Here is a 20,225-nt window from a genome sequence, read left to right as displayed (position 1 = left end):
GAGCTATGGGGGAACGGATGGCGATCAACCGGCCCGACCGGGCGAGTTCCTCGAATCGGCACAGCGGATGCTGCGTGAGCTGTTCGGCGATCCGCGCAGCGGCCAGCCGTGGGTGGAGACGACACGTCGGCCGCGGGAGCGCTCCAGACCCCGCAGGCACCCGCGAGCCCAGCGCCGGGCGGCAGCGCGACAACCTCGCGTTCGCGACCCGCGCCGTCGAGGCGCTCGAGGATCTGGCGGGCAACGTCGCAGCGATCCGTCAGCGCCTCATGCGCACGGACCCGCAGGCCGCGGGAGCATGGGCCCGAGGCGGAGGGGCGAGGCCCGAACGAAGATGACGCCGCCGGGCAGTGACTCCGACCCGGGCCGCTGCCCCGACATGGCGGACCTCGGGTCTCATCCCGGGAGCACAGACCTGGGTGAACCGGCATTTCCGTTCGCGGCGGGACGGTGGCTAGCGTCAGGGGTGCCCAACCACCGCAACGCTGCCGGGGATCGCATCGAACATGAGCACCTCGCCACCGCCCACCGCTGCCGCCGATGGACGCGCCTCGCTGCGCGGCTGGGCCATGCCCGGAAAGGCGGGGGCGGTCGGCATGGTGCTCGGCGGCATCCTGTCGGTGCAGTTCGGCGGTGCCCTGGCAGCGACAATGTTCGACCGGGCCGGCCCGGCCGGCATGGTGACTCTGCGGCTGTGCGGCGCCGCGCTCGTGCTGATGCTCCTGGTCCGTCCCCGCTGGCGGGGCCGCTCGCGGGCCGACTGGGCCGTGATCGCAGCGTTCGGAATCTTGCTAGCCGCGATGAACGGGCTGTTCTACGAGGCGCTCGCGCGGATGCCGATCGGCGCGGCGGTCACCGTGGAGTTCCTCGGGCCGCTGGGCCTGGCCGCGGTGCTGTCACGCCGGCTGCAGCACCTCGGCTGGGTGCTGATGGCCGCCGCCGGCGTGTTCCTGCTCGGGTACGGCTCCCTAACCGGGCTAGACCCGGCCGGGGTCGTCCTCGCCCTCGGCGCGGGGGCGTGCTGGGCGGGCTACATCCTGCTGTCAGCCGAGACCGGGCGCCGCACCACCGGGCTGGACGGGTTGGCTCTGGCCAGCGGAGCAGCCGCTCTCATGGTGCTGCCGATCGGGGTCACCTCGGCCGGATCGGCACTGGTGGCGCCCGACGTGCTGCTGGTCGGGCTGGCGGTGGCCCTGCTGTCGTCGGTGGTGCCCTACGCCCTCGAGCTCACCGCGCTGCGCGCCTTGGCCAGCCGGGTGTTCGGCGTGCTGATGAGCCTGGAACCGGCCGCGGCGGCCCTGGCCGGGCTGGTCGTGCTCGGCCAGGTGCTCACCCCGGTGCAGCTGCTCGCGGTCGCGTTGGTCGTCGTCGCCAGCGTCGGAGCCGCCCGCTCCCGCGCCAGGACTCCCCTGCCGACCGGCGGGCCACCCCGGCCGCGACGCCCCTGGACGAGGTCACGCTCACCATCGGATCGACGAGGCGGGCCATGATGAGCGGCCACGAGGACTGACCCATGATTCGACCTCGGTCTATGGCTGACCGCGATCGATCGAGGACCCGCCAAAAGCACACAAGGAAAACGCGGACGTCCTCGTGGCAGTACCCCTTTGATGTGAACGAGAGACTGCGAATTGATCTTGATGCCATTGGCGAGCGTTGCCCGAGGATTAATGCGCAGGTCGCCCCTGGAGTAGTGCGAGGGCCCCGGCGGCAGGATGACCGGACGCGAGGGCGTGCGTCTCGCCGAATCCACCACAACGCGATGGAGACCGGGCGGGCGGGGAGCCGGACTCAACTCTTCATCACCCCTGGCGGGAGGACCAGGTGGGGTCAGAGGAGCTTCGCTGCGGCAACGCCTCCAAAGGCACGGGCGCCTGTGCCGCGGAGGCGGTCACTGTGGCGGCTGCTGGAGCGAAGGGTGCTACAGGAGCAGTCTCCAGCCTGGGTGGGGCTGACATCGCGACCGGAAGTCGGCTATTGCACATGGAGCCCTCAGCAAGGTGTAATACCTCACGCAGCACGCTTCCTCCCGTCGGCCGGTCGAGGAGGACCCGACAACGAGGTGGAGTGCTATGGAGACCATCACCCTCGGTCAGCGTGAGATCCGCGAGGCCGTGACGATGAACGAGGCCATCGACGCCGTCCGGCACGGCTTCATCGACCTGGCCCGCGGAGAGTTCGAGATGCCCACGCGCACCGCACTGCGGGACGGGCAGTTCCTGGTGATGTCGGCTCATCACCGGTCTACCGCGTCCGCCATGATCAAGACGCTCAGCGTGAACTTTGAGCGCAAGCCCGCCATCGCAGGTACCGTGGTCTGGAGCGAGACCGGTCGCCTGGACCACCTGGTCGCCGACGCCGGAGCGGTGACGACCCTGCGCACGGGCGCGGCCGTCGGCGTTGCCACCGATCTCCTCGCCGCACCCGAGGCCGCTCGGCTGACCATGATCGGTGCGGGCGGACAGGCTCCCGATCAGGTCCGCGCGGTCCACGCGGTCCGGCCGCTGCGCCGGCTGACCGTGGTGGATACGGACGAGCGACGCGCCCGAGCCCTCGTCGACGCGCTCGAACCCGAGCTGGCAGGGGTAGAGCTCCGCGCGGCGACCGACCCGGAGTCGGCCGTCCGGGAGGCCGAGATCGTCTGCTGTGCGACCAACGCGACCAGCCCGCTGTTCGCGGAGTCGGCGCTGCCTGCCCACGTGCACGTCAACGCCATCGGCGCCTATCGCCCCACCATGCGAGAACTGCCTGATGAGCTGCTCGCCACGAGCACCGTCGTCATCGATGAGATCGACGCGATCCTCGCGGAGTCCGGCGAGATCATCCACGCCCTCGAGGCCGGCGCCATCACCCAAGACGCACTCACGGAGCTCGGGTCTGCCCTCACCTCCACCTCCGCCGAATTCGGCATGCGGACCGTGTTCAAGACCGTCGGTGTCGCCATGCAGGACTGGGCCATCGCCCACCTCCTGGCCGACAAATTGCTCCCGTAAGTCGGCGACCAGGATCCACCGCTCGACGCGCTCGCCAGTGACGCGCCCGGCATGTGGTGTGTCCGCTGCCCTCCTGGCGCCGCCTGGGGACAGGACAGCTCCTGACGAGGCGTGAGAGGCCGCGCGACCGGGCCGCCCATATCTGCGACGACCCGCGTGCGCTCCGTGCTATGTATTAGGCATGACCGCCTCCCGCCGGGCAGCACCGTCCGCCCCGAGTCCCCAGCTCAGGTCAGTGAGCCTCCGGGAGCAGGCACGGGAGGCGGTACGGACTCAGATCCTGCTGGGGCAGATCGAACCCGGGCAGGTGGAAAGCGTCATCAACGTGGCCGCAGCACTTGGCGTCTCGATCACCCCGGTTCGGGAAGCCATCATGGATCTGGCCAATCTCGGCATGGTCGAGGTCATCCGCAACCGCGGCTTCCGGGTGCCGGTGCTCACCGACCATGACCTCGACGAGATCTTCCGCATTCGGACCATGGTGGAGGTGCCGGCCATGGCTGAAGTCGCCCAGGTCGTGGACGGGGCACCCCTGCCACGGTTCCGGCAGCTCGCCGAGCAGATCACCGAGGCCGCACGCGATGGGAACCTCACCGCTTTCCTCGAACTCGACCGGCAGTTCCACCTCGGACTGCTCGACCGGTTGGGCAATCGCCGCCTCGTGGCACTTGTCGGCCAGTTGCGCGACCAGGCCCGCATGCAGGGCCTGCAGAAACTGGCAGACCGGGGCGAGCTGACCCACTCCGGCGAGGAGCACCTTGCCATCGTTGACGCCATCGAGTCTGGGAATGCCGAGTTGACCGCCGAACTCACGCGCAAGCACCTCGCCCACAGCCGTGGCATCTGGGCGGGCCGGACAGAAGGCGACGTCTGAACCGAGCGACAGCACGTCCTGGCCGCGACCACCCGGACCGGGATGCGTGGCTCGAGGCCGGCAGCCGCGAGCGCCACCGACCACGTCGCCACGCCGTAGCTCTGGGTCGCGCCCCTCGTTGGCTCCCCCGCTGTTGAACGCCACCGCCCAGCGGACGCCCTGCGTGACGTGAGGTGCACGGAACCCATTTACCTCACGACCAGAGCCAGCCTCCTGACCCCGTGGTCGGCCGAAAATCGACGCGACGGCGACCGCACCGTGGACGACGGTGGCGCGCTGGTCGTAACGGTCGGGGACGCCGCACCAGGCCTTGAGCTCGTCGAAGTCCCGCTCGATGACGGTGTGACCGCGGCAAGCGGCGGGGTCGCCGCTGATCGGCTGCCCCCCTCATCCGCCGCGGCAGTATCGGTGCGCGCCCTGGTCGTCAGGCTCCGGATCACTCGGATGATCCCCCGGGGGTGCACGCCGGCGCGTTCGCCGTGATGAGGAGCACGCCCTGCCGGCGATCACCGCATGCAGTCCAGTGCAACGGCCGGCCGAGTCCCAGCCCGGGTACGCGGATAGCGGTCAGAGCAGAGTCGCCGTGTCCGTTCGACAGGCGCACCAGCCGCAGACGGCCGCTCCGTCTGTCGACCAGGGTATCGATCGTTGAGCGGCTCTCCGGCCAACGATGAGGTCGCCACCCCAGTCCCCGCGGTAGGCACGGTGCTCGGCCACGACCGGGCGCCGATCGATCAGCCGAGCCGGAGCGAGAAACCGCGGCGTGCGCGCCATGGAGAGACGCCGGTGCTTGCGGAGCAGCCGGCGAGCCGGTGCGCAGCTTCCTGGTCGATGTCCTGCTCGGGTCGCCCTCTCCCCGCGGTGCAGCGCTTGACGGATGGCCTCGTGACACAGGTCCCAGTCGGCCGCTCCGGATGAGCTTCCCGCAAATGCGCGGCGATCTGCGCACGGCTCCACTCCTCCTCGAGCTCGCCCTGCACGATCCGCCGCAGCTCAGGCTGACGACTCGACAGCGCCGACGTGGCCGCCGCGGCCCGCCCCGCACGCGGGCCTGAACCAGGTCGCCGTCGTAGATGCCCTGGTCGTGCGGCCGCAGGTTGCGGCGCAGCTCCCGGCAAGCGGTCGACGGAGCTCGCCCCAGCCGGCGGGCGATCTCCCATACCCCCAGCCCCCGACCGCGCAGGGCGGCAATCCGTTACCGTTCCAGCAGCGGGAGGTACCGACCGGAGCGCGAATACTCCGCGAGCCACACCGGCGGCGGCCCGCCGTCCTGGCCCGCCGTCGCTAGCCGGGTCCTGCGACCGATGCCGAGCGACTTGCAGGCGGCGACCGTCCCGATCCCCGACTGCAGCAACCTCCAATAAGGACGTCCGCCAATAGGTCAGCGGATGCGTGGTGATCTTGGTCGGGTGTTCCAGCGGTAGCGGTACCAGGCGGCCCGAAGCAGGGCACGGATCGTGACGATGGCGGCGGCGAGGGCGAGGTAGGCGTCGATGCAGTCGCGGCGTCGCTCGGTGCAGCGGCGCAGCTCGCCGAAGTCGTTGAGCCAGGAGTTGGTCCGCTCGACGACCCAGCGCCGGCCGACCTGGATCGGCGCGGGAGTGCCGCGGTGGGCGATCTGGCCGTGCAACCCCCGCTCCTCGAGCGCCTCCCGGCAGGGCCGGTAGTCATACCCGGCGTCCAGATGCACCGTCACCTCGGCGGGCAGCGGTACGAAGTCCTTGAGCGCATCGAGGGTGGCCGGCAGCAGGGCGTCATCGCGGGTGTTGGCTGGCGCCGAGACCGTGGCCAGCGGAACTCCGCCACCCTCGGTCAGTTGCGAGCGCTTCATGCCACCCTTGCCGCGGTCGACGGGGCTGCGCCCAGCGCATTCACCTCCGCAGACGGCCTTGGTGGTGCAGCCGTCCACGGCGAGGTTGGCCAGGTCCAGGCCGATCATCTGGTCGTAGGCGTCCAGACAGGCGAGCTTCAGCCGGTCCTACACGCCCAGGCGGATCCACTCGTCGCGGCGGCGGCGCATCGTCGTCGCCGAACACGAGGAGTCGGCAAGCCGCTCGTATCCGGCGCCGAACACCGCGCCTCGACCAGCTTGCCGAAGACCACCGCGTCATCGACGCGGGGCCGGTGACAGCCCAGCGGATGGTCATCGACGTGCGGTGGCAGCAGGGCGAGGAACTCCTCGCGCAGCGGGTCAAGGATGCACGATGGGACGGCAGGCACGAGCGGTCCACATCTCACGGAGCGTCAGCACCTTCGCGAGCGTGGCCCTCGTGCCTGCCCCCGACCATCAACCACGCCGAACGCCCCGATCACGCCTATCGGCGGACGCCCTAAGAGCCAGCTGACGCTTCCGACCCCGCTGGTCAAGTTCGCTGGCAGTCGGAGCGACCCGGCGATTCGTCCATCCCCGGCACGACCGCGTTGGGCGCCGGGGCGCACTTCTACATCGCCCCGCCTCTGCAGGTCACGAGCACCACCAACCACTCTGCCACAGCCCTGCCGGCACATGGTCGTGGCCGTTCCGCGCCTCGACGTGGGGGGCAACGCACCCGCACGAAACCTTGACAGGGGTTGTGACCCTCAACACACTATGTATGACATGTAACACCTTACTTCTGGGGCTGACAGCTCCACATCCGAGGACTGTCCCCATGGCGCCAGCTACCAGGTCTCCGCCGACCACAAGATGGCGATCTCGCGGTCGTCTTGCCGCCACGGGGACCTTGTTGCACGTCGGCGTGGGAAATCTTCAATGGGCTGTCCGGCCTGTTTGTCGTGCAGGTCGGACACGGCCGACGCGGGCTTGCCGAGGTCGCCGCCGAGCAGACCGCCGAACTGATGGAGCAGATCCTGCGCCACACCCCTCCCTGTAGCCCAGGGACTGATCTGACGATGGCCACTCAGGACGCAATGTCAGTGACCAAGTCGCGGGAGCCGACGGCCCGTCCATCCGACCTACCGTCCCGACTGCCGACCGGACTGGGGCCGCCTGCTCGACCGTCGGGGGCTGTGTGAGACCAGCTGGAGGACGCCAGACGGGCCGCGTCCACATCGACGAACAACGCCAGGCCACGAGAACCACATAGCAGACCCATGCAGACGACAAGGGGAGCCAGCATGTCTGAAGACCTCGTTGTGGAAGGCGCGTATGAGGAAGCCGATACCCATCTCCACAGGGACATCGGCCTCTTCGGCCTGATCGCCCTGGCCGTCAGCGTCCAGGTGGGCTCCGCCTGGCTCCTGGCCACCCTCGCTGCGGTGAGCATCGCCGGGCCCGCCTCGATCCTCACGTGGGTGGTCGGCGCGCTGTTCTTCGGCATCATCGGGGTCGCGTGGATGGAGCTCGGCGCGATGCTGCCGCGATCGGGCGCGGGCGTCCGCTACCCCCAGCTGACACACGGCGCCTTCCTCAGCTGGTTCAACGGCTGGGGCTACCTCATCGCGACGCTGACGCTCCCGGTGATCGAGGTCCAGGCCGTCCTGACCTACATCGGCGGCAACTGGCCGGAGCTCGGCTTCCTCGAAGAGCGGGAAGGCGCGACGGTCCTCTCGTGGCCGCTCGGCATCCTCGTCGGCTTCGTCCTGCTCTTCGTCTTCTTCGGCCTCAACGCGTTCGGGGCGAAACTGCTGAGCGAGTCGAACAAGTACGTCACCATCTGGAAGCTCGTGGTCCCCGTCACCACCGCACTGCTCATGTTCACCGCGTTCAACTCGGCGAACTTCACCATCGGCGGCGGCTTCACGCCGCTGGGCAGCGGCTCGGTCTTGGGAGCCCTCGCGGGCGGCGGCATCGTCTTCGCCTACGCGGGGCTCCGGCAGATCCTCGACTTCGGCGGCGAGGTCGTGAACCCGCAGCGCAACATCCCGATCGCGATCGTCGTCGGCGGCATCCTCATCCCGCTGGTCATCTACCTCCTGCTCCAGATCAGTTTCATCGGGGCGATCGACTGGGCGGCCGCCGGGGTCCAGCCCGGGGACTGGGCCGGGCTCCTCGAGAGCGGCTGGTCGTCGTCGCCGCTGCTCAACGCGGTCGTCGCGGCCGGCTTCACGTGGTTCTCGATCGTCCTGCTCTCCGACGCCGCCCTCTCGCCCGCGGCCACCGGTTGGGTGTTCCTCGGCATCGGCACCCGGACGGTCTACGGGATGTCGGTCAACGGCGAGCTGCCGAAGGTCTTCCAGCGGATCAACCGCTTCGGCACACCGATCGTGGCCCTTCTCGGGTGCACCCTGGTCGGTCTGCTGTTCTTCTTCCCCGCGCCGAGCTGGTACCTCTTCGTCGGGATGGTCTCCATCGCGCTGACCCTCAGCTACGTCATGGGCGGCCCGGTCATGGCGGTGCTGCGGCGCACCGCACCGAACTTCCCGCGTCCGGTCAAGATCAAGGCGGCCTACTTCTGGGGCCTGCTCGGATACGTGGCGAGCCTGCTGCTCATCTACTTCGCGGGCTGGGTGCCCCTGATCAACCTCTTCACCCTCGTGTTCTTCGCGCTCCCGCTCTACGGCGGCTACACCAGTGTGATCAAGGGGTGGAGCCGGCCGGTCCCGAGCTGGCTGCTCTGCGCGGCGTTCACGGTCGCCTGGGTCGTCACCGCGGCCGGAGGCGGCTGGCTGTTCAGGATCGACCAGCAGCAGGCCCCGGGTGGGTGGGCGTTCCCGGCGTACTTCACCGCCATCGTGCTGATCGTCGCCGTGTTCATCGCAGGGCTCTACGCCGTGAGCACCGAGGTCGGCCGGCGACAGATCCACGGCGGGGTCTGGCTGGTCGCCACCATCCTCGTGATGCTGTTCCTCGCCTACCTCGGCCAGTTCGGGCCGCTGGACTCCCCCGTGCTCGACAACCCTGTCGACCTGATCATCATGATCGTGGTCGGTGCCGGTTCGTTCCTCTGGTCGGTGCGAGCCGGCGGTCCGACAGAGGAACTCCGGGAGATCCTCGAGGCCGAGGCGGAGTACGAACGCCGGCGCAGCGGCGCCGAGGCAACGGGACGTTGACCCATGGCGCGAGCGGTCCCGGAGCCGGGATCTGGGTCCGGACCGCTCGCGCTCGGGGGTTGCGAGCCGCAGGTCAGCGTGCCTGTCGAGCGAGGGCCGAACCGCACGGAGGCAGCGACGACAGACAGCGCAGTGTGTCGTCGGCTGGCGCGTGATCGGGTCGGGACCGGGTCGCTCGGGACGGCCTGGCGGTCACAGTCGTGGCGGCAGCTCGCGACCGAAACCGGGGTGCCCACCAACAAGGCCGGGTGGACCTCCCCACCATGTCAACCTGCCACTGGGCGCTGTCGGGCGACGGCACGCCTACGTCACCGCGTGATCGTCGCCGACCCGTAGGCCGCCGTCGACCCAGGTCTTGATGTATCGGTGACGGTCACAACGCGTGATCAGCCGAGACACTGAGCGTCGGGATGGGGTATCACGTCCTGGGCGACAGCTGGCCGGCGGCGTGGGTGACGGGAGCGGATGTGCCGCCGGCGAGGACGTCGAGGCCGAGGTAGCGGGGCGTCCGGTCCGTTCGTCGTGCTGCTCGGCGAGTACGGCGCCGACCAGGCCGACGAGGGGGGTCGACCTTGCCCTCTACGGACGATCGCCCTCCACAAACCGACGGTCTCGGGCACGGCCCGAACTGACGTCAGGAAGTCCTTGACCTGTGATGTGTAATACCTTACGTTGGTGACACAGAGCGTGCGATGAAGGGACGCAGGCTGCACCAGAGGCTGTGGCAACGCCCGTGGCCAACATTGCGATCAGCGGTGTCGCCGGCGTGGACCCCAGCGGTTGCAGAAGGTCTGCAGCGGCGGAGGAGGCAGCATGTTCGCTCAAGTGCTCCTGAAGGTGACTGACAATCCGGCGGTCCGTGGGGTGATGACCCGCAGCCGCCTCAGCCGCTCGGTCGTGTCGCGCTTCGTCCCGGGTGAGGACGTCGATGCCGCGGAGGGCGCGGTCCGCACGCTGACCGGCACAGGGATGCGAGTTAGTCTCGACTATCTCGGCGAGGACATCACCCAGGTCGCCCAGGCCCTCGAGACCGTCGAGGCCTACCGCCTGCTCGTGGCCCGGCTGGCCGACGCCGGGCTGGCCGAGGGCAACGAGATCTCGGTGAAGCTCTCCGCCCTCGGGCAGTCGCTCGGTCCGGACGGGCCGAAGGAGGCGACCGAACGCGCCCACGACCTGGTGCAGCACGCCACCGCCCACGGCGTTGACGTCACCCTCGACATGGAGGACCACACCACGATCGACAATACATTGGGGACCCTGCGCACGCTGCGCGCGGAGTTCCCCCGGGTCGGGTGCGTCCTGCAGACCATGCTCTTCCGCACCGAGGCGGACGCGCGGGATCTCGCCTATGCGGGTTCACGGGTTCGGCTGGTCAAGGGCGCCTACGCCGAGCCGGAGTCCGTCTCCTACGCGAAGAAAGCCGACACCGACCGGGCCTACGTCGAGTGCCTGCGCATCCTCGTGGAGGGCGGCGCCTACCCGATGATCGCCACACACGACCTGCACATGGTCCGACGCGCCGAGCGGCTCCTGGCCGAGCACGGCAAGGGACCGACCGACGCCGAGTTCCAGATGCTCTACGGGATCCGCACCAGCGAGCAGCGCCGCCTCGCCGAAGCCGGCCGCACCGTTCGGGTCTACATCCCCTTCGGCACCGACTGGTACGGCTACTTCACCCGCCGCCTGGCCGAACGCCCCGCCAACCTGGCGTTCTTCCTACGAGCCCTCATCAGCCGATAGGCCACGATCCCGGAGCGTGATCCGCGATGTTCGACGCCGTCACCCAGGTCCCCCCACCGGTCAACGAGCCGATGCACGACTTCGCCCCCGGCAGCGCCGAGCGGGCCGCCCTCGAGGAGGAGCTGAAGCAGCGCGCCGCCGAGCGGGCCGAGCTGACCATGACCATCGGCGGCGAACAGCGGGCCGGCAGCGGCGAGCCCATCGACGTCATCCAGCCGCACCGCAAGGACGCCGTCCTCGGCACCATGCACAACGCCACCCCGGCCGACGTCGCCGACGCCGTGGAGGCCGCCCGCGCCGCCGCACCCGCGTGGCAGCGGATGTCCTACGACGACCGCGCCGCGGTCTTCCTCAAGGCCGCCGAGCTGCTCGCCGGGCCGTGGCGCCACACCCTGGCCGCGGCCACCATGCTCGGGCAGAGCAAGACCTGCTACCAGGCCGAGATCGACACCCCCTGCGAGCTGGTCGACTTCTGGCGGTTCAACGTCCACTTCGGACGGCAGATCCTCGAGGAGCAGCCACAGAGCTCACCCGGTGTCTGGAACCGCTTCGACCACCGGCCGCTCGAGGGCTTCGTGCTGGCCATCACGCCGTTCAACTTCACCGCGATCGCCGGCAACCTGCCCACCGCGCCGGCCCTCATGGGCAACACCGTGATCTGGAAGCCCTCCCCCACCCAGCAGCTGGCCGCGCACCACACGATGCGGGTGCTGGAGGAGGCCGGGCTGCCACCCGGGGTGATCAACATGGTCACCGGGGACGGGCGCGCGGTCAGCGAGGTCGCCCTCGTCCACCCCGACCTGGCCGGCATCCACTTCACCGGCTCCTCCGCGACCTTCGGGCACCTCTGGCGCACGGTGACCGAGAACCTGACCGGCTACCGGGCCTATCCGCGGCTGGTGGGCGAGACCGGCGGCAAGGACTTCGTGATCGCGCACCCCTCCGCCGACGTCGACGTACTGCGCACCGCCCTGGTGCGCGGGGCGTTCGAGTTCCAGGGGCAGAAGTGCTCCGCGGCCTCCCGGGCCTACATCCCCCGCTCGGTGTGGACCCGGCTGCGCGACCCGTTCCTCGACGAGGTGGAGAACCTCCCGATGGGCGACGTCACCGACTTCTCGGTGTTCCTCGGCGCGGTCATCGACCAGCGCTCCTTCGACCGGCTCACCGGCGTCCTGGACCGGGTCCGCGGCGAGCAGGGCGTGGACATCCTGGCCGGGGGCAGCGCCGACGACAGCGAGGGCTTCTTCGTCCGCCCCACCCTGGTCCAGGCCGACAACCCCGAGCATGAGGTGTTCACCACCGAGTACTTCGGCCCGATCCTCGGGGTGTTCGTCTACGACGACGCCGACTACGACCGGGTGGTCCGCGAGGCCGCGGACGCCGCCCCGTACGGCCTCACCGGGTCGATCATCGCCCAGGACCGCGCCGCGATCGTCGAGGCCATGGAGGTGCTGCGGTTCTCGGCCGGCAACTTCTACGTCAACGACAAGCCCACTGGCGCCGTCGTGGGCCAGCAGCCCTTCGGCGGCGCCCGGGCCAGCGGCACCAACGACAAGGCCGGCTCGCCGCTGAACCTGCTGCGCTGGGTGTCACCGCGCTCGATCAAGGAGAGCTTCGTGCCGCCCACCGACTACCGCTACCCGCACATGGGCTGAACAGCACTGACGGCTGCCATGGTCTCCACCCCGCCGGACCGTTCGGTACCGACCCCGCAGCTGCCGTCGTCTCGGCCCGCTCCGGATCCGCCCCTCGCCCCGTCACACCGCATCCGCTGACCGCGCCGCCGTCCAGCAGGAGCCGACGATGCCTCCGACGACCGTGCCCACCGACCCCGCCACCACGCGACAGGGCACCGCTACCCCCTGGCCGCACCCTCTGCCCCCCCGCCTGCGCTCCGCGGCCACGACCGAGCTGCTGCTCCACGAGTGGTCGGCCTCGGACGCGTCGGGCGAGCTCGCGGAACGCTCGGCCGACGACCTCGCCGCCGCTGTCGCCTCGCACCTGACTGCCGGGCTCCGGCGACCGCCGGGGCGGGCCGTGGTCCGGGCGGTCGACGGGTCTGCCTCGGGCGCCGGCCCGCTGCGTACGACCGTGGAGGTGGTCGCGGACGACATGCCGTTCCTGGTCGACAGCGTCACTGCCGCCCTCACCAGGCTCGGTAGAGGAATCTACTCGGTTGCCCATCCCCGACTGGCCGCGCGCCGCGACGAGGCCGGCGCGCTGCTCGACCTGACCCCGGCCGCCTCGACGGAGGACCAGGACGTCGTCGAGTCCTGGATCCGCGTCGAGGTCGACCGGCAGGCGGACTCGGCGGCCCGGACTACTCTGGTGGCCGAGCTCGCCGGCGTGCTCGAGGACGTGCGCGCAGCGGTCCGTGATCGGGAGCCCATCCGTGCCGCGGTGCTGCAGCTGGCCGAGGAGCTCGAGAGCCGCGGCGATGAGGCGCGAAGCGCGGCCGGATTCCTCCGTTGGCTCGCCGACGACCGGTTCACGTTCCTCGGCTGGCTCGAGTACGACCGGGAGGACGGACACGACCGGCCCCGCCTGGTCCCCCGCCCGGACAGCGCGCTCGGCGTGCTGGCGGAGGAACGGCACCGCCGCGAACCCGCCCCCCTGCCCGCCGGGGGCCGGCTGCTGCACGTGACCAAGGCCGACGTACGGGCCACGGTGCACCGGTCCACCTACGCCGACGAGGTGCGCGTCCGCCGGTACGACGACCGGGGCGAGGTCATCGGCGAGATCCGCCTGCTCGGGTTGTTCACCTCGGACGCCTACACCGAGAGCGTGCGGCGCGTCCCCGTCGTCGACGAGAAGGTGGCTGAGGTGCTGCGCCGAGCAGGGTTCGCTCCCGGCAGCCACTTCGCGCGAGACCTGGTCAGTGTTCTGGAGTTCTTCCCCCGCGACGAGCTGTTGCAGGCCGAGGTCGAGGAGATCCTGCCGACGGCGCTGGGCGTCCTGCAGCTGCAGGAACGCCGGCGCACTCGAGTCTTCCTGCGCTCCGACGCTGCCGGAGGGTTCGTCTCCTGCCTGGTGTTCCTGCCCCGCGACCGCTACACGACCCGGGTCGGCGCCGAGGTCGAGGACCTGCTCCGGGAGGCCCTCGACGGCGGAACGGTCGAGCACACCGTGCAGGTGTCGGAGTCGGCGCTGGCGCGCCTGCACGTCGTCGTGCGCCCCCAGCCCGGCGGGTCGCTCCGCGAGCCTGACCAGGCCGAGCTGGAGGCCGCTGTCGCGGCCACGGTCCGGTCCTGGGACGACGATCTGCTCGACGCGGCCCGGCGGGAGCTGGGTGAGGCGGAGGGCACAGCGCTGGTCCGGCGTTGGCTGGCGGGGGTTCCCGACGGCTATCGGGCGCAGGTGCCGGCGCACCGCGCCGTCGACGACCTCCGCCGGGTCGAGGGCCTGCTCGCCAGCGTCTCGGCGGCGGAGCCCGCGTCGGGTAGGCCGTCGGAACCGGCCCTGGCGCTGCGCGAGGCGGCCGCGGGTGAGCCTGGCACCTGGCGACTCATCCTCTACCGGGACGCCCCGGCCACGCTGTCCGAGGTGCTGCCGTTGCTCACCGATCTCGGGGTCGAGGTCACCGATGAGCGCCCGCATCTGGTGGAGCGCGTCGACGGCCGACGGGTCTGGGTGTACGACGTGGGTCTCCGGGTGCCGCCCGACGCGCAGTCCGGGCCGTCCCGGGCCGACAGCAGGCCGGGGCGGGACCGGTTCTGCGCCGCCTTTGCCGCTGCCTGGTCAGGGCGCGCGGACAGCGACGCCCTGAGCCGGCTCGTGCTCGCCGCCGAGCTGACGTGGCGCCAGGTGGCTGTGGTCCGGGCCCTGGTGCGCTATCTGCGCCAGACCGGCTTGTCCTACAGCCTCGACTACGTCGCGGCCATCCTCGTCTCCGAGGCTGCGACGACCCGGTTGCTCGTCAGCCTGTTCGAGGGCCGCTTCGACCCCCGTCGGCATCCGGATGAGCGCGAGCGCGACGTGCGGGCGGTGGAGGAGCAGACCCGGGCGGCGCTGGACGCCGTGGAGGGCCTGGACGCCGATCGGATCCTGCGCGCACTCCTGTCCGCCGTCCTCGCCGTCCTGCGGACCAACGCCTTTCAGCGCGGAGCTGACGGCGAGCCGCCCGGACACCTGTCTTTCAAGCTCGAGCCGGCCAAGGTCGCCGGGATGCCCGAGCCCCGGCCGGCGTACGAGATCTGGGTGCACAGTCCCCGGGTGGAGGGCGTGCACCTGCGCTTCGGCGAGGTCGCCCGCGGTGGGCTGCGCTGGTCGGACCGACCCGAGGACTTCCGCACCGAGGTGCTGGGCCTGGTGAAGGCACAGGTCGTCAAGAATGCCGTCATCGTCCCGACCGGCGCCAAGGGCGGGTTCGTCGCCCGGCGGCTGCCCGACCCGGCCGTGGACCGCGCCGCGTGGTGGGCCGAGGGGGTGGCCTGCTACCGGACCTTCGTCAGCGGGCTGCTCCACGTCACCGACAACCTGGTCGACGAGGGCGGCCGGCAGGTGGTGGTGCCGCCGGCCGACGTCGTCCGCTACGACGGGGACGACCCCTACCTGGTCGTGGCCGCGGACAAGGGCACCGCCACCTTCTCCGACACCGCCAACGAGGTCGCGCAGGAGCGGGGCTTCTGGCTGGGCGACGCCTTCGCCTCCGGTGGTTCCAACGGGTACGACCACAAGGCCATGGGCATCACCGCCCGCGGGGCGTGGGAGAGCGTCACACGGCACTTCCGCGAGCTCGGCGTCGACCCGCAGACCACCGACATCACGGTCGTCGGCGTGGGCGACATGAGCGGCGACGTCTTCGGCAACGGCATGCTGCTGTCCGAGCACATCCGCCTGGTGGCGGCCTTCGACCACCGCCACGTCTTCCTCGACCCCGACCCCGACCCGGCGGTGTCCTTCCGGGAGCGGGCGCGACTGTTCGCCGTGCCGCGCTCGTCCTGGACCGACTACGACCCGGGGCTGCTCAGCCCCGGCGGGGGCGTCCACCCGCGCACGGCCAAGTCCGTGCCGGTGACACCGCAGGTCGCGGCCCGGCTCGGGCTGCCGGCGGGCACGACGGCGCTGAGCCCCGACGACCTGGTCCGGGCGATCATCACCGCGCCGGTCGATCTGTTCTGGAACGGCGGCATCGGCACCTACGTCAAGGCCTCCACGGAGCAGCACACCGAGGTCGGCGACAAGGCCAACGACGCGGTCCGGGTCAACGGCGCCGACCTGCGCGTCCGGGTGGTCGGCGAGGGCGGGAACCTCGGCCTGACCCAGCGGGGCCGGGTCGAGGCCGCATCGTGTGGGGTGAAGCTCAACACCGACGCCGTGGACAACTCCGCCGGGGTCGATTGCAGCGACCACGAGGTCAACATCAAGATCCTGCTCGACCGGCTGGTCGCAGACGGCCTGCTCGACGCCGACGAGCGCAACCGCACGCTGCGGCGGATGACCGACGACGTCGCCCGGCTCGTGCTCCGCGACAACGACGAGCAGAACCGGGTGCTGTCCGTCGAGACCACCTTCGCCGGGGACGACCTGCCTGTGCACCGACGCTGCCTCGAGGCCCTGGAGTCACTCGGACGGCTCGACCGCGAGCTGGAGGCGCTGCCGACGTCGGGCGAGCTCGACCGACGCGCACGGGCAGGCGTCGGGCTCACGACGCCGGAGCTGTCCGTCCTGCTGGCCTACGCCAAGATCTCGCTCAGCGCCACCGTGCTCGCCAGTCCGCTGCCCGACGAGACGTGGGCGCAGGGGGCCCTGCGGGAGTACTTCCCCGGAGAGCTGGTCGAGCGCTACGGCGACCGGCTCGACGAACACCCGCTCCGCCGGGAGATCGTCACCACGGTCCTGGTCAATCGCGTGGTGGCCTCGGCGGGGATCACGTTCGCCTTCCGGGCCGCTGAGGAGACGGGCGCCGACGCCGCCGAGGTCGTGCGGGCGCAGGCTGTCGCCACGCGGGTGTTCGACCTGGAGGTGCGGCGGGCGGCGGCCGAGGCGATGGACGGACGCGTGCCGGCGGACGTACAGGCCCGGCTGCGGCACCAGCACCAACGACTCCTCGATCGAGCCGTGCGGTGGTTCCTCCACGCCCGCCCGGAGGGGATCGACGTCCTCCGCGAGGCAGAACGGTTCGGCCCGGTCGTCCGCGAGCTGAGCGAGCAGGTCCCCGACCTGCTGCTCGGCCAGGACCTCGACTACGTCCAGGACGTGGCCGGCCGGTTCACCGCGGGTGGCGTCGACGCGGTGGAGGCGCTGCGGACGGCGAGCCTGCTCTCGGTCTTCGCACTCCTCGACATCGCCGAGGTGGCGGAGGACACGGCACAGCCTGCCGGCGACGTGGCCGCGACCTGGTTCGTCCTCTCGGAGCGGTACGGCCTCGACAGCCTGCTCACAAAGGTCTCCGCCCTCGGGCGCACGGATCGCTGGGAGGCCCTCGCACGGGCTGCGCTCCGCGACGACCTCTACGCCGTGCACCGCGAACTCACCACGGCCGTACTCGGCCACGCTCGGGGCACGCCGCCTTCCCGGGCCGGCTCGGCCGTCGATGCCACGGTCGCGCGGTGGGAGGATGCACACGCGCCGGCAGTACGACGCGCTCGCCAGACCCTGGCGGACCTGGAGGCGTCCGGGCGAACCGATCTCGTCGCACTCTCGGTGGCGCTGCGCACCCTGCGGACGGTTCTCCGCCGACGCTGACCTCGCGCCCCCTGACCGTGCTCCGGGGAACTCGCCGGCTGAACCGGTGCGCCGGTGACCCAGCCGAGGACCACGACCGGTGTCAGCACGCCACAGCCCGGCTCGGGAGCGATCCGCGGAGACCTCCTCCTGGACGGCCGCCCAAGTACCGGCTGCCACGCCCGGATGACCGCAGGCGGGAGTTCCCGGCTCACCCTGCGGACCCCGCAACGCAGTCGGGGCCTGCCCTTGACAGGGGGCTACCCCCGCGACCATCCTGTGTGAGGTATTACATATTGCACCGGGGTGAAGCGGACTCGAGCGAGGTCACGATCCGCCCGACCCAGGATCGCCGAGGGGCCGGTCGCGGAGCACCATGAGGCGTCAGACCTGCTCCTCGTCGAACCCGCGTCGGCGTTCGCGTCCCGGCTCCTGAACGGCGTCGGCAACGGGCTCCTGCCCCACGAGGAGTACAGCGATGACAGAGAACACGGTGGTCGTCGGCGCGGGGGTGGTCGGACTGGCCACCGCGTACCGGCTCGCTCGGGACGGCCTGGCAGTCACCGTCGTGGACGCGGCCCACAGCGGGGCCGGAGCCTCGGTCAACAACGCCGGGTGGGTCGTGCCGATCATGTCGACCCCCGTGCCGGCACCGGGGATGCTGGGGCAGGCGATGCGGTGGATGGTGCGAAAGGACAGTCCCCTGTACGTCCGCCCTTCCCCCCGCCCCGAGCACGTGCGCTTCATGGTCGGCATGCTGCGCCACTCCAATGCCGAGGACTTCCACCGCGGCGTCGAAGCCCTCGTATCCCTCAACGAACGAACCCTCGCGCTGTTCGACGACTACGGACGAGATGGCGTGCGATTTGAGGATCACCGCACAGGCCACCTCCTGGTCTTCCACACTCGGAGGACTCTGGACGCCTACCAGGCGGACACAGCCCTCATGCAGCGCATCGGCCACACCGCCGTCCCCCTCTCCGGCGACGAGCTCAGGGACCTCGAACCCGCGCTCGGTGCACACGTGCGGGCCGGCCTGCGCTGTTCGCAGGAACGGCACCTGGACCCGGCCAGTCTCGTCAGAGGCTTGGAGCAGCGCTGCCGGGAACTCGGTGTCCGGTTCCTGCACGACAGCCCAGTGACCGGCATCCACTTCCGGGGCCCGGTGGCGACCTCGATCCTCGCGGGAGGAGAGGAGGTCCCCGGTGACCTGTTCGTCTTCGCGGCGGGCGTCCACACCGGCCCGTTGTCACGGCTGGCCGGGTTCCCCCTGCCCATCCAGCCCGGTAAGGGATACGGGTTCGACGACGCCAGTGGCTCGGTCACGCTGCGGCACTCGGTGTACCTCGGCGAGGCGAAGGTGGCCGTCACACCGCTGTCGGACCGGCTGCGGTTCGCCGGGACGATGGAGTTCGGCAGCTGGGATGCGACCATCGACCCGTATCGACTGCGGGGGATCGTCCGCTCGGCCCACGAGTACCTGCCCGGCTTCCCGGCGACGGCACAGCCGCAGGGCTGGACCGGATTACGTCCGATGACCCCCGACGGGCTGCCGGTCATCGGGCGACTGCCGGGTCGGGACAACGTCCTCGTCGCCAGCGGTCACGGCATGCTCGGGGTGACCCTGGCGCCCGTGACCGCGGAGGTCATCTCCGCGGAGGTCGCAGGCGGTGAGCAGGCTGCCGGGATCGCCCCCATCGCCCACCCTTTCGCCCCGCAACGCTTCGCATCACGGCGTCGTCGAGCTGTGGCGGGCGGTCGACGCGGGCGCCGCGTCCTGCCCGTCCTCGCCAAGTGACCCCGATGTCCTGAAGTGACCCCCGTCAGGCGGACACCTCGTTCTGTGTCAGGTGGATCGTTTCGTAGTCGGTGGGCTGAGCCAGGGCTCGAGGCCGTCCTCCGGGCGCGATGGCGCGGTTCATCCGCAGGCCAAGCCATCACCGGTGCCCGGGTCGAGGGCTATCTCGCCGGCGCGGTCAGGGACCGGGTACGGCCGTCACTGGCGCATCAGTGTGCGGAGCTCCCCGACAGCCTCGAGCTCGACATCCCGACGCCAAGCGATCGCTCCATGAGATGTCGGCGTGTGCGCCGGTGGAGGTATCGAGCGAATGGATGGCAGCGGATGGGCAGGAGTCATTTCCGCCCTCCGCCGTCCGGACCGAGACTCCGTGCGGCAGTGGCGTCGACCACCGGTGTGCGGCGCGCCGATCCTCGGGAGGGCCTGTGCTCGACGTCGCTCCACCGTCCCAGCCGTGCTCGCGGTCCCCTCCGGTCTCCCCCGCGACGCCGTCCTGCTCGCCGACCGCGGGACCGCGACACCGGCCGACATCGACATCGCCATGCGCCTCGGCGCCGGTCACCCCGCCGGGCCGTTCGAGGTCCTGGCCGGTCTGGACGCTGACCGGCGACGTGACCTCGGACTGCCCGCCCGGTTGCCGGAGGCGTTCACGTCCGACGCCGGCCGACGCACCGGCCCGCGACTGGACCGGCCCGGTCGGCGTGCTGGCCACCGGCCACATGGCCGGCGCAATCGCCGAGGCGGTCGCCCGCAGCGGTCGGCCGGTCCGGGGGCTCGCCCGCACCCAGGGATCCGGTGGGCGGCTGCTGGCGACGCCAGGGAAGAGCCTCGATCGGGCGTTGACCCGCGGCCGGCTCGATGAGACCGGGAAGGCGGAGGTCCGGGGCCGAGTATCGGTCACGCAGGACCCGACCGACCTGGCCGGGTCCTGCGTCGTGGTCGAGGCGGTCGCCGAGGACTCGGCGTCAAGGCCGCCGTCCTGGAGGGGGCCGACGCCGCCCTGCCACCGACGCTGCCCCTGGCCACCAACACCTCCTCCTTCCGCGTCGGGGACCCGCGCCCGTCGGTCCGCTCCGCGCGGCCGGTCGTGGCCCTGCACTTCGTCAACCCGGCGCAGGTCATGAAGCAGGTCGAGGGGTCGTCCCGGACGACGTGGCTGACG

Annotated in this window: 10 protein-coding genes and 3 pseudogenes; 10 read left to right on the top strand and 3 right to left on the bottom strand. The window is 71.0% G+C overall.

Annotation, left to right across the window (positions count from 1 at the left end):
- Positions 1–506: 506 nt before the first annotated feature.
- The 3 genes from ACU610_RS01835 to ACU610_RS01825 all read left to right on the top strand — a co-directional run bounded on the left by ACU610_RS01835 (position 507) and on the right by ACU610_RS01825 (position 3,867).
- On the top strand, positions 507–1,490 hold the full coding sequence (locus ACU610_RS01835; protein WP_446766018.1) for an EamA family transporter: 984 nt from the start codon (positions 507–509) through the stop codon (positions 1,488–1,490).
- A 582-nt stretch (positions 1,491–2,072) separates the two neighbouring features.
- Positions 2,073–2,993 carry an ornithine cyclodeaminase family protein gene (locus ACU610_RS01830; protein ID WP_446766017.1) on the top strand — a complete coding sequence of 307 codons (921 nt, stop codon included), beginning with the start codon at positions 2,073–2,075 and terminating at the stop codon, positions 2,991–2,993.
- 235 nt (positions 2,994–3,228) lie between these two features.
- A complete protein-coding gene (locus tag ACU610_RS01825; protein ID WP_446766016.1) occupies positions 3,229–3,867 on the top strand; it encodes a GntR family transcriptional regulator in 639 nt (212 codons plus the stop codon).
- 436 nt (positions 3,868–4,303) lie between these two features.
- On the opposite strand, the gene ACU610_RS01820 is transcribed toward ACU610_RS01825, so the two are convergent.
- From ACU610_RS01820 to ACU610_RS01810, 3 genes and pseudogenes are all read right to left on the bottom strand, one after another.
- Positions 4,304–5,050: a helix-turn-helix domain-containing protein gene (locus tag ACU610_RS01820; protein WP_446770683.1), complete on the bottom strand. Its 747-nt coding sequence runs from the start codon at positions 5,048–5,050 to the stop codon at positions 4,304–4,306.
- Between the two features lie 198 nt (positions 5,051–5,248).
- Positions 5,249–6,087 (bottom strand): annotated as a pseudogene (locus tag ACU610_RS01815) (IS5 family transposase).
- Between the two features lie 441 nt (positions 6,088–6,528).
- On the bottom strand, positions 6,529–6,726 hold the full coding sequence (locus ACU610_RS01810; RefSeq protein ID WP_446766015.1) for a hypothetical protein: 198 nt from the start codon (positions 6,724–6,726) through the stop codon (positions 6,529–6,531).
- A gap of 234 nt (positions 6,727–6,960) precedes the next feature.
- Between ACU610_RS01810 and ACU610_RS01805 the strand changes: the two genes are divergently transcribed.
- The 7 genes and pseudogenes from ACU610_RS01805 to ACU610_RS01775 form a co-directional block, all read left to right on the top strand.
- The gene (locus ACU610_RS01805; RefSeq protein ID WP_446766014.1) at positions 6,961–8,859 is read left to right on the top strand and encodes an APC family permease; all 1,899 of its coding nucleotides are present in this window, start codon (positions 6,961–6,963) and stop codon (positions 8,857–8,859) included.
- A gap of 867 nt (positions 8,860–9,726) precedes the next feature.
- The gene (locus tag ACU610_RS01800; RefSeq protein WP_446766013.1) at positions 9,727–10,599 is read left to right on the top strand and encodes a proline dehydrogenase family protein; all 873 of its coding nucleotides are present in this window, start codon (positions 9,727–9,729) and stop codon (positions 10,597–10,599) included.
- 26 nt (positions 10,600–10,625) lie between these two features.
- On the top strand, positions 10,626–12,254 hold the full coding sequence (pruA, locus tag ACU610_RS01795) for an L-glutamate gamma-semialdehyde dehydrogenase (protein ID WP_446766012.1): 1,629 nt from the start codon (positions 10,626–10,628) through the stop codon (positions 12,252–12,254).
- 148 nt (positions 12,255–12,402) lie between these two features.
- Positions 12,403–17,286 (top strand): NAD-glutamate dehydrogenase, encoded by a 4,884-nt coding sequence (locus ACU610_RS01790; protein WP_446766011.1) that lies wholly within the window; start codon positions 12,403–12,405, stop codon positions 17,284–17,286.
- 457 nt (positions 17,287–17,743) lie between these two features.
- Entirely contained in the window at positions 17,744–19,063 is a 1,320-nt protein-coding gene (locus ACU610_RS01785) for an NAD(P)/FAD-dependent oxidoreductase (RefSeq protein ID WP_446766010.1), read from the top strand.
- A 310-nt stretch (positions 19,064–19,373) separates the two neighbouring features.
- A pseudogene (locus tag ACU610_RS01780) lies at positions 19,374–19,640 on the top strand (3-hydroxyacyl-CoA dehydrogenase family protein); the annotation flags it as partial.
- A gap of 34 nt (positions 19,641–19,674) precedes the next feature.
- Positions 19,675–20,186: pseudogene (locus tag ACU610_RS01775) on the top strand (3-hydroxyacyl-CoA dehydrogenase NAD-binding domain-containing protein); the annotation flags it as partial.
- Between the last annotated feature and the right edge of the window lie 39 nt (positions 20,187–20,225).

The sequence above is a fragment of the Geodermatophilus sp. URMC 61 genome, from assembly GCF_052931555.1.
The sequence above is the reverse complement of the archived record's forward strand: the minus strand, read 5'-3'. Positions and strand labels throughout refer to the sequence as shown.

What these genes read in the sequence shown, in the direction of transcription:
- ACU610_RS01800 (WP_446766013.1), top strand. Translation starts at nt 9,727, where the DNA reads ATGACCCGCAGCCGCCTCAGCCGCTCGGTCGTGTCGCGCTTCGTCCCG.
- ACU610_RS01785 (WP_446766010.1), top strand. Translation starts at nt 17,744, where the DNA reads ATGACAGAGAACACGGTGGTCGTCGGCGCGGGGGTGGTCGGACTGGCC.
- ACU610_RS01835 (WP_446766018.1), top strand. Translation starts at nt 507, where the DNA reads ATGAGCACCTCGCCACCGCCCACCGCTGCCGCCGATGGACGCGCCTCG.
- ACU610_RS01790 (WP_446766011.1), top strand. Translation starts at nt 12,403, where the DNA reads ATGCCTCCGACGACCGTGCCCACCGACCCCGCCACCACGCGACAGGGC.
- ACU610_RS01830 (WP_446766017.1), top strand. Translation starts at nt 2,073, where the DNA reads ATGGAGACCATCACCCTCGGTCAGCGTGAGATCCGCGAGGCCGTGACG.
- pruA (WP_446766012.1), top strand. Translation starts at nt 10,626, where the DNA reads ATGTTCGACGCCGTCACCCAGGTCCCCCCACCGGTCAACGAGCCGATG.
- ACU610_RS01805 (WP_446766014.1), top strand. Translation starts at nt 6,961, where the DNA reads ATGCAGACGACAAGGGGAGCCAGCATGTCTGAAGACCTCGTTGTGGAA.